Source organism: Streptomyces sp. SID11385, from assembly GCF_010548245.1.
Lineage (GTDB): Bacteria > Actinomycetota > Actinomycetes > Streptomycetales > Streptomycetaceae > Streptomyces.
The window spans coordinates 1-1,433 of record NZ_JAAGLR010000770.1 but is presented as its reverse complement, the minus strand read 5'-3'; the positions used below and the strand labels follow the sequence as shown (position 1 = coordinate 1,433).

General features: G+C 76.8%; 2 protein-coding genes. Both read left to right on the top strand.

Annotated features, from left to right (window positions below; genetic code table 11):
* Positions 1-145: 145 nt before the first annotated feature.
* Complete coding sequence (locus G3I42_RS38285) at positions 146-670, top strand: RidA family protein (protein ID WP_275405290.1); 525 nt, start codon at positions 146-148, stop codon at positions 668-670.
* Positions 667-1,433, top strand: a 767-nt coding sequence (locus G3I42_RS23740; RefSeq protein ID WP_164289104.1) for an NAD(P)-binding domain-containing protein, incomplete at its 3' end; no start/stop codon positions are given. The genes G3I42_RS38285 and G3I42_RS23740, both read left to right, overlap by 4 nt.

Sequence of the window (1,433 nt, the reverse complement as noted above, 5' to 3'; positions counted from 1 at the left end):
CGGCGAGCCCGATCGCCCCGCGCCTGTGCACCTCCCTGAAGGAGCGGAGCGCGGTGAGGTCCATACCGGCGAGCGGGTCCATGCGGGCGAGCCTAGGGTCTGTCCGGCAATTCCCGTCTGCCGCGCGAAGCCTTGCGTTTCGCGCATGGCTGCCCTGCGGGACATGCGCTGGTGGAAGTGCCCCGGGACGCGCAGGATCTGGGGCATGCACAGCGGCACGAGCACACACAGGGATTCCCGCGCGCCCGGGACGGCGGCGGCGCACGGGCACTCGCGCGGCCCCGCCGGGGTCGCGCCGGGGGCCGGGTACCGGCAGGTCGTCTCGGCGCGGGGGCGGCTGGTGGCGGTCGCGGGACAGATCGCTCTCGACGAGTACGGGGGTCTCGTCGGGGCGGGTGACGCCTCGGCGCAGGCGCGTCAGGTCTTCCGCAACATCGGGCGGTGTCTCGCCGCCGAGGGCGCCCGCCCCGCCGACCTCGTCAAACTGACCTACTTCGTCACGGACGTCGGCGACCTGCCCGCCGTCCGCCGGGCCCGTGACGCCTTCCTCGGCGGCGCCGAGCCCCCGGCGAGCACGGCGGTGCAGGTCGCCGCGCTCTTCCGCCCCGATCTCCTCCTTGAGGTGGAGGCCCTCGCAGTCGTCCCCGAGGACGAGGGGGCGCGGGCATGAGCGCGGCGGACGTGGCGGTGTGCGGGCTCGGGCGGATGGGCACGGCGCTCGCCGAGGCGCTGGCGGAGGCGGGGACGGCCCCGGTCACGTGGAACAGGACCCCGGGCCCCGGGGCGGCGGCGAGCCCGGCCGAAGCGGCGCGCGGGGCGCGGATCGTGGTCCTGGTGCTCTTCGACGCGGCGGCCTCGCACGACGTACTCGCCCAGGTGCGCGAGGGAGCGGCGCCCGGCACGCTCGTCGTCAACTGCGCGACCGTGGCGCCCGGTGAGTCCCGCGCGCTGGCGGACGAGGCGGAGGCGGGCGGACTGCGGTACGTGGAGGCGCCGTTGATCGGTTCGGTGCCGAAGGTGCGGGAGGGCGGGCTGCGCGTCCTGGCGGGCGGGGCGCCCGAGGACGTGGCGGAGGCGGAGCGGGTGCTGCGGGTGTGGTCGCGTACGGGTGAGCTGCGCCGTACGGGACCCGTCGGGAGCGCGACAGCACTGAAGCTCGTCGCCAACCTCGGTCTCGGCCTGGCGGCCGCCGGGCTGCGCGAGGCGCTCGCGTACGGCGCCGCGCTGGGCGTGCCCCGTGCGGACGTCATCGCCACCCTCGCCGCCGGCCACCTCGCCCCCTTCGTCGTGGCCAAGGGCGAGCGTCTGGCGCGCGAGGAGTACGGGCACGCCGACTTCACGGTCGCGGCGCTCGCCAAGGACCTGCGGCTCGTCGCCTCGCAGACGCCCGGCCTGCCGGTCGCGCACGCGGCGGCCGGCCTGCTCGCGCGGTA

What these genes read in the sequence shown, in the direction of transcription:
- G3I42_RS38285 (WP_275405290.1), top strand. Translation starts at nt 146, where the DNA reads ATGGCTGCCCTGCGGGACATGCGCTGGTGGAAGTGCCCCGGGACGCGC.